Here is a 7,023-nt window from a genome sequence, read left to right as displayed (position 1 = left end):
TCCACATGGGGCAAGTACGAGGTCATAGGCTTCATGGCCGACAAGTACTTCGCAGGCTACCTCGACATGCCCAATGGCACGGGCACAGAGAACCCGCTATCGAGTGGACAGCTGCACAAGGTGCTCATGGACGATGACGCCAAGCGCTCTGTGTACGTGGGCTCCTCCCTGCCCTTGAAGGAGGGCTACGAGCTGTTCGTGAAGGAGGTGGACATCAACGGCAATCGTGCCCTTCTGGAGCTCAGAAAGGACGGGGAGGTGGTGGACACGGACTTCGTTGCGAGCGACGACGACTACATCTACACAAAGGACGTTGGCTCTGCAGACGACCTCCCCCTCATAATCGTGCGGGTGGGCTCTGTGTTCAGGGGCACCGAGACCAATGTGGTGCTCATTGAGGGTATATTCCAGATATCGGAGAGCTATACCTCGGTGGAGAGCGGGCAGGATTTCAAGGAGATGGAAGTGGTGGGGGTGGGCTCGGGCTCGATAACGCTCGAGAATCCCAGTAGCATCTCCCTTTCGGCTGGCAAGGACATCGACATCCTGGGAGATGTGTGGATTCGTGTCGCCGACGATTCGTCTGCCCTCAGGTACTATCCGTTTGTGAAGATTGAGGAGCTCGTGGGCGGAGCGCTTCCCATGAGTGTGGATGTGCCCCCAACGGTGAGCAAGGGTGAGCAGATACCAATCCACGTGGTCTCCGGGCTCTCGGATGTGGAGGGTGCCAGCATATTCTACGATGGAGAGCTCATCGGCACCACGAACGCAAGTGGCGTGCTGCTGTACACCCCTACGGAGCTTGGCAACCATACCATAGAGGCAAGACGCTATGGCTATGCCCCGGCCTCCACTGAGATAGTGGTGACGAATGCCACCCTCGAGATAATGGCTCCATCGAGCATAGACCTCGGAGAGACGCTGGTCGTGCGGGTGGGGCTGGAGGGCAGGCCTGTGGAGAATGCCACCATCAAGCTGGACGATACAGTCATTGGCCACACAGATGCCTCTGGCACCCTCACATACGTGCCAGAGAGTGCTGGAAGGTTCACGCTGAGGGCAGAAAAGCCTGGTTACATCTCCAACTCCACATCGCTGGAGGTGGTGGGTCCCTACGCTGAGCTGGTGGTAAGTTCACTGTCTGTGGAGCCCAAGGTCGTGAAGGCTGGCAAGAGCGTTGAGGTGAGGGCAACCATCGTCAACAACGGAAACATCGAGGGCACGGAGCTGATAGAGATAAAGCTCGATGGAGAGGTGGTGCACCAGGAGAACATCACGCTCGCACCAGGGGAGAGCACCACCCTCACGTACGCCCAGAAGCTCAATGAGGAGGGCACGCACGTGCTGGATGTGGGTGGAACAATCGCCACCATCACCGTGGAGGGCTCCGGCTTCCCACTGGGAGGAGTGATTGGTGCGGTCGTGGGCGCTGGGGTGGTGGTTCTCGTGCTCATCGCCAAGGGCATAATTCCGCTGGGAGCGGGTGGAAAGGGAGGAGAGATTGCAGAGAGGATAAGGGAGCTTATCTCGAGGATGCTGAGGCGATAGCCCCAGCATTCTTGAGTTTCCTGTGAACGATGTTGGCAAGGGAGGCGAGCTGGGCACCAGTCAGCTCCTCTGCTCTCATGTCAAGCTCGGGAGCGCTGAGAGAGCGCAGATACTCTGCACCAAGGGGAAAGCTGGCCGAGATGGCAAGAGCGTTTCTGAGCTTCTTTCTCCTGTGCTCAAACCCCGCTCGAACGAGCTCGAAGAACAGCGCTTCATCCTCCACCACGTAGGGCGACGGCCTTCTTACGAGCCTCACGGTGGCGGACTCCACCTTTGGAGGAGGGTAGAACGCGCCCTTCGGTACCCTTGCCACCATGCGCACATCGCAGTGATGCTGCACCATCACGCTGAGTCTTCCATAGCTTTTCGTGGAGGGCTTCGCAGTGAGCCTCTTTGCCAGCTCGAGCTGATACGTGAGGATGGCTCGGTCAAACTCGTGCTCGAGCAGCCTGAATGTGAGGGGAGTGGCTATGGAGTATGGAAGGTTGGATACCACCACATCGCATGCTGGAAGCTCTGCCTCGAGGGCATCGGCACATATCAGCTCGAGGTTGTCAATGTCCCCAAGCTCGCTTTGGAGCACGCCCATCAGCTGCCTGTCCTTCTCCATCGCATATACCTTTCGAGCACGCTCACACAGCAACCTCGTGAGATTGCCCACCCCAGCCCCTATCTCGAGCACCACCTCTGAAGGCTCGAGCTCGGCCGCATCCACTATTGCATGGAGGGCCCTTGGACTTATGAGAAACCTCTGGTCCTTGTTGAGGTTCAGGAGTCCATATCTTCGAAGAAGTGCTGGCACGTGCTCCATCTATCTTACAAACACCCTGTACTTGATGTTCTCGTCCTTGAGCTCTTCGATTATCCTCTTGGCAATGAGCTTTTCTGGCTGGTGGAGGGTTGGAATCCTCGAGGTGATATCATCAAAGCTCTTGAACTTCCCTCTTTCTCGCTCCTCGATGATAGCCCACATGAGCTTTTTTCCTATGCCGGGCAGCAGCTCCAGCATGTGCATTCTCGGGGTGAGGGGATATGCGCTGTTGAAGAAGTCAACAAACCTCTGTTCATGCTTCTTCACGATTTCCTCCACCACATAGGGAAGCTCGCTCTGGGCACCATGCGAGAGCTCGGCATACTTTATTCTCCGCTTCACGTGGTCTATGAGCTCTCGCTCCTTGTCTCCTATGTATACCCTCTGGTGGGGCTCAACCACCACACCCTCCTTGGGCACGAGCTCAATGAGCACGAAGTGCTTCTCACCCACTGCCTGGACCACTGGCTTACGCTGGTATAGGGGCTTGGATTCATCCAGAGCACCGTATGGGAGATAGTCGAGCACCCATGCATACCCTTCTTTTTCTGGCTTTTTGGACCTCTCTGGCACAAACTCACCCCTATACAATACTCTGTCCGTCCTCAATAAAAGAGTTGGCTAAGTGGCTTAGCCCTCTATGGCAACCTCCGAGACGATGGCGAGAATCTGGTCCAGCTCCTCAGTGCTCAGGGTGAATCTCTCCTTTGCATACAGCGCCCTCAACTCATCCCGGCTCATCGGGAGGATGTCTGCAATTCTCACTGCAATCTCTGGCTTCATCTTCTCGAGCGTGCTCAGCCTCTCCACCAGCTCCCTTGCCCGCTCGGGTGTCAGCTTGGCAAACGTCTCCGCATGGGCGAGCGCTCTTCTGAACTCATATGGTAGCTCGGTGCCCTCATCCTCCGAAAGCCTTTGCTCCTTTACTCTCTGTAGCGCCTCCCTCACCTCAGCGAGGGTGAGCGGCTTCTCCTCGATGACCCGCTTGACTATCATTCTTGATCACTTGATCACTTGATCACGCATGAGGTCTGAGGTGCTCTGGAAGTACTATAATCTCCTTTAGCGCCCTTCCATCCCGTGCTCTGAGGATGTATGCCCTGCCCCTTCTACCCACCACATCGGCGGTCCTGCCATGGAACTTGTGATGTGGGGCTCCTTTGTGCACACTGGGGTCTATCTTCACGCACACCTTGTCCCCTATCTCGAACTGCTGTACTGCCCTCGTTATTGGTGAGAGCCCCTTCTCCCTTCTGGGCTTTTGAAGCTTGTATCTGCTCTTTCTCCTGATGCCATGAGATTTGTCCATACCTCTACCTCCACCTGAGCACAGAAGCGGGCAGCCCCACCTTCGACCCTCCCCTTTTATAAATGTTTGGTTGGACAATGATTTAGGTGCCAGAGAAGTACTCACTCAGCAGCGCCTGCGCATGTCTGCATCGCTCGCCTGGAATCTCCAGTGGGTACACTCCTGTGAGGCAGCCCATGCACAGCTCGTCCTCGGGAATGCCGATTGCCTCCACCAGCCCCCTCTTGCTGAGGTAGCCAATGGAGTCTGCGTGCAGCTCCTTGCATATCTCGTCCATCCCCCTTCCACCCTCTGCCCTGCTCGGGCTCGATGCTATGAGCTCTGCCCTCGTGGGCATGTCGATGCCCAGATAGCAGGGGGAGATGATGGGTGGGCTGCCTATCCTCAGGTGGACGGCCCTTGCACCACACCCCCTCACCATGTCCACAATCCTCCTCGACGTGGTGCCCCTCACGATGCTATCGTCCACCAGCACCACCCTCTGACCCCTCACATTCTCTGTGATTGCATTCATCTTCAGCCGCACGGCAAGCTCCCGCGTGGTCTGGGCAGGCATGATGAACGTCCTTCCTATGTATCTGTTCTTCATCAGTCCCTCCCTGTACTCTATTTTGGACTCCTTGGAGTAGCCTATGGCAAACGTGATTCCAGAGTCTGGCACAGGAGATACGATGTCCGCGTCCACCGGGTGCTCCCTTGCGAGCAGCCTGCCTATCCTTTCCCTCACGGAGTACACGAGCCTTCCATCGATGATGGAGTCTGCTCTGGCAAAGTAGATGTACTCGAAAACGCAGTGGGCTTTGGGACATCCTCTGCACACCATGTGCCTCTCGATGTGCCCATCCTTTAGCACCACCACCTCGCCAGGTCTGACATCGTCCACGAGTGTGCCGCCCACGGTGTCCATCGCCACGCTCTCGGATGCCACCATGTAGCCACCATCCACCCTTCCAAAGCACAGGGGCTTGATGCCCAGCGGGTCCCGCACCGCATACACAGTTCCATCCAGCAGGATGACGAGGGAGTACGAGCCCACGATGATGCCCATGAGCCTCTCGATTGCCTCGAGGGGCGTGTGGCGTCTCAGCTCCCTTGCGAGCAGCTGAGCGATTATCTCGCTGTCTGTTCCAGTGAGAAACACGGCACCCCTGCGCTCGAGCTCCCTTCTCAGTGCCTCGGTGTTCACGAGGTTACCATTGTGGGCGATTGCCAGCCTTCCGCCATGGTAGCTCACCTCGAGGGGCTGGCAGTTCAGCAGCTCCGATGCTCCCGTGGTGGAGTACCTGACGTGCCCGATGCCCACGGTACCCCTGAGATGTGAGAGCCGCTCGTATGGCAGCGCCTTGCTCACGAGCCCCATGCCCTTGAGGGTGAGCAGCCCACCATCGTGAATCGATATGCCAGCGCTCTCCTGTCCGCGGTGCTGCAGTCCATAGAGGGCGTAGTACAGAAGGGGGGCAGCCTGGGCAGCCCTTCCCCCCTGCTGGCCATCCTCGAGGGATATGCCAACAACACCGCACGCCTCTCTCAACCCCATCACCAGTCAGTACTTACACTTATTTTGCCATCGGTAGCTCCGCATCCGAGAGCTTCGTCCAAATCCACACGCAGCGCACACCTTGTCCCTCATGTGGTAGGACACTCTTCCACATCTCCTGCATCGTATATGGGTTCTGTGCCCTCCAGCAAACGAAGGAGTTCCCTTTGTCATTACAACCACCTATATCGTTCATGGTGAGATATATACCACGTTGTCTCCCCTCACCACCACCGTGCCCAGCTTTCGGGAGCCATCCTCGAGCAGCTCCTCGGCATCCTCGAGCACGAGGTTCATGTGCATGTCATACCCTGTCAGCATACCCCTGAACTCTCTGGCTCCCTTGAGCCTGACGAGAACAGAGGAGTTAAGTGCATCACCGAGTACATCAAGAGGCCTGTTTCCCATCGAGACATCACCCAGCTTTCTGAATCTACCCAACATCGTATTTTAAGGGTAGTGCTCATATAGGGGATTACTACTTAAAGCTATCCAAAGGGGCTCGACATGAGAGTGAAGAAGAGGCGGTTTCTGAGGGAGAGGCAGAGAAGACATGTCCTCGCAGAGCTGAAGAGGTATCTCCCAGAGGGTGTGTGCTTTGATGAGGCAAGGCTGGAGCTCGTGGAGCTGGAGCGCTCTCCATTGGGCCTCGTGCTGGTGGATGGCGAGCCGCTGGTGCTCATGGTGGATGAGAGAGCTGTGCCCAGCCTGCGATGTGCCCTCGAGTTTGGCATCAGGCGGGGAGAGGTGGTGGTGGATGCCGGTGCGGTAAGGCACGTGGTCAATGGTGCCGACATCATGGCTCCGGGTGTGGTGAGAGCCGACGAAGACATCGTGCGAGGGGATGTGGTGTATGTGAAGGAGGAGGTGCATGGCAAGTTCCTGTGCGTGGGTGAGGCGCTGGTGGATGGTCCCTCGCTGAGGGGGGAGAGAGGCAGGGTGGTGAAGAACATACATCACGTGGGCGATGAGCTATGGAAGCTCGAGCTCTGAGGGGCTTATGGAGCCAAAGTACAGAGAGCCAAAGTACAGACACTCCTGGGGAGCTATCGTCTCGATGCCCTCCTCTATATCCCCTATCTCGATGCCCGTACCCCTCACGATGACGAAGGGCACTCCCTCATCACCCTCGCCCATGAGCAGCTGGGCTGCAGAGGCGATGTTGTCTGCCAGCGCCTTTCTCGTGATGGCAAGCTTCTTTCCAAAGAGGTCGCACTGTCCCCTCGCGTCCACGATTCCCCTGAACCCCGACACTCCAACAGCTATGCCCACGCACCCCAGCCTCAAGGGGTGCGTTCTCGAGTCGCTGATTACCACACCTATTCTCACACCCATTCTTTTGCCCACACCCTCCCGAAGAGACCTCGCCTCTGCATGTGGGTCGTCGAGGGGCAGCACCACACACCCATCAGGGGCATTGGAGGAGTCAATGCCCGCATTGGGGCACAGAAAGCCATCCCTGAGCGTGAGCACGTAGCCCTCTATGCCGCCCAGCACCATCTTGGAGTGCTCGAGGATGAGCTGCATCAGCTCTGGAGAAATGCAGTAGCGCCTCCCCAGCTCCATCGCCCTCCTGCCAACCTTCACGTCCTGAAGGTGGACCACACGTCCCATAGCAGTCGCAAGTGCACACTCCGATACCACCAGTACATCCCCATCCTCGAGCGCTGCTCCCTCCCTCTCGAGCGCCCCCTCGAGCACTTCCAGCACATCATCGCCTGGGCGAATCAGCCTGCTCTTCAGCCCTATCAGCTCCATCCTCATTCACATACCTCTCTATGTCTTGTATCGCTTGACCCTTCCAACGTATATGATGGT

Annotated in this window: 10 protein-coding genes; 2 read left to right on the top strand and 8 right to left on the bottom strand. The window is 57.3% G+C overall.

Translation table 11 applies throughout. The annotated features are described in order from the left end of the window. On the top strand, nt 1–1,548 hold a 1,548-nt coding region (locus tag BP07_RS06110; RefSeq protein WP_277352332.1), incomplete at its 5' end, for an S-layer protein domain-containing protein. Here BP07_RS06110 and rsmA read toward each other — a convergent pair. The 7 genes from rsmA to BP07_RS06080 all read right to left on the bottom strand — a co-directional run bounded on the left by rsmA (nt 1,523) and on the right by BP07_RS06080 (nt 5,613). Beyond that, nucleotides 1,523–2,359, bottom strand: a complete 837-nt coding sequence (rsmA, locus tag BP07_RS06105; protein ID WP_042686927.1) for a 16S rRNA (adenine(1518)-N(6)/adenine(1519)-N(6))-dimethyltransferase RsmA — start codon at nt 2,357–2,359, stop codon at nt 1,523–1,525. The two genes, BP07_RS06110 and rsmA, sit on opposite strands and share 26 nt — an antisense overlap. Then, on the bottom strand, nt 2,360–2,932 hold the full coding sequence (locus tag BP07_RS06100; RefSeq protein WP_042686956.1) for a DUF655 domain-containing protein: 573 nt from the start codon (nt 2,930–2,932) through the stop codon (nt 2,360–2,362). It abuts the gene before it with no gap. Between the two features lie 57 nt (nt 2,933–2,989). Further along, complete coding sequence (locus BP07_RS06095; protein ID WP_042686925.1) at nt 2,990–3,355, bottom strand: RNA polymerase Rpb4 family protein; 366 nt, start codon at nt 3,353–3,355, stop codon at nt 2,990–2,992. A gap of 22 nt (nt 3,356–3,377) precedes the next feature. Then, complete coding sequence (locus BP07_RS06090) at nt 3,378–3,668, bottom strand: 50S ribosomal protein L21e (RefSeq protein WP_042686923.1); 291 nt, start codon at nt 3,666–3,668, stop codon at nt 3,378–3,380. Nucleotides 3,669–3,750: 82 nt separating this feature from the next. After that, entirely contained in the window at nt 3,751–5,199 is a 1,449-nt protein-coding gene (purF, locus tag BP07_RS06085) for an amidophosphoribosyltransferase (RefSeq protein WP_042686954.1), read from the bottom strand. Between the two features lie 12 nt (nt 5,200–5,211). Then, nucleotides 5,212–5,379 carry a 50S ribosomal protein L37e gene (locus BP07_RS08620; RefSeq protein WP_084174143.1) on the bottom strand — a complete coding sequence of 56 codons (168 nt, stop codon included), beginning with the start codon at nt 5,377–5,379 and terminating at the stop codon, nt 5,212–5,214. A gap of 18 nt (nt 5,380–5,397) precedes the next feature. After that, nucleotides 5,398–5,613, bottom strand: a complete 216-nt coding sequence (locus tag BP07_RS06080; protein WP_042686922.1) for an LSM domain-containing protein — start codon at nt 5,611–5,613, stop codon at nt 5,398–5,400. 99 nt (nt 5,614–5,712) lie between these two features. On the opposite strand from BP07_RS06080, the gene BP07_RS06075 reads away from it, so the two are divergent. Further along, nucleotides 5,713–6,198: a PUA domain-containing protein gene (locus BP07_RS06075; protein ID WP_042686920.1), complete on the top strand. Its 486-nt coding sequence runs from the start codon at nt 5,713–5,715 to the stop codon at nt 6,196–6,198. On the opposite strand, the gene cofE is transcribed toward BP07_RS06075, so the two are convergent. Beyond that, on the bottom strand, nt 6,178–6,969 hold the full coding sequence (gene cofE, locus BP07_RS06070) for a coenzyme F420-0:L-glutamate ligase (RefSeq protein ID WP_042686918.1): 792 nt from the start codon (nt 6,967–6,969) through the stop codon (nt 6,178–6,180). The genes BP07_RS06075 and cofE overlap by 21 nt on opposite strands. Between the last annotated feature and the right edge of the window lie 54 nt (nt 6,970–7,023).

The sequence above is a fragment of the Methermicoccus shengliensis DSM 18856 genome, assembly GCF_000711905.1.
GTDB classification, from domain to species: domain Archaea; phylum Halobacteriota; class Methanosarcinia; order DSM-18856; family Methermicoccaceae; genus Methermicoccus; species Methermicoccus shengliensis.
This window is presented reverse-complemented; position numbering and strand designations above follow the sequence as displayed.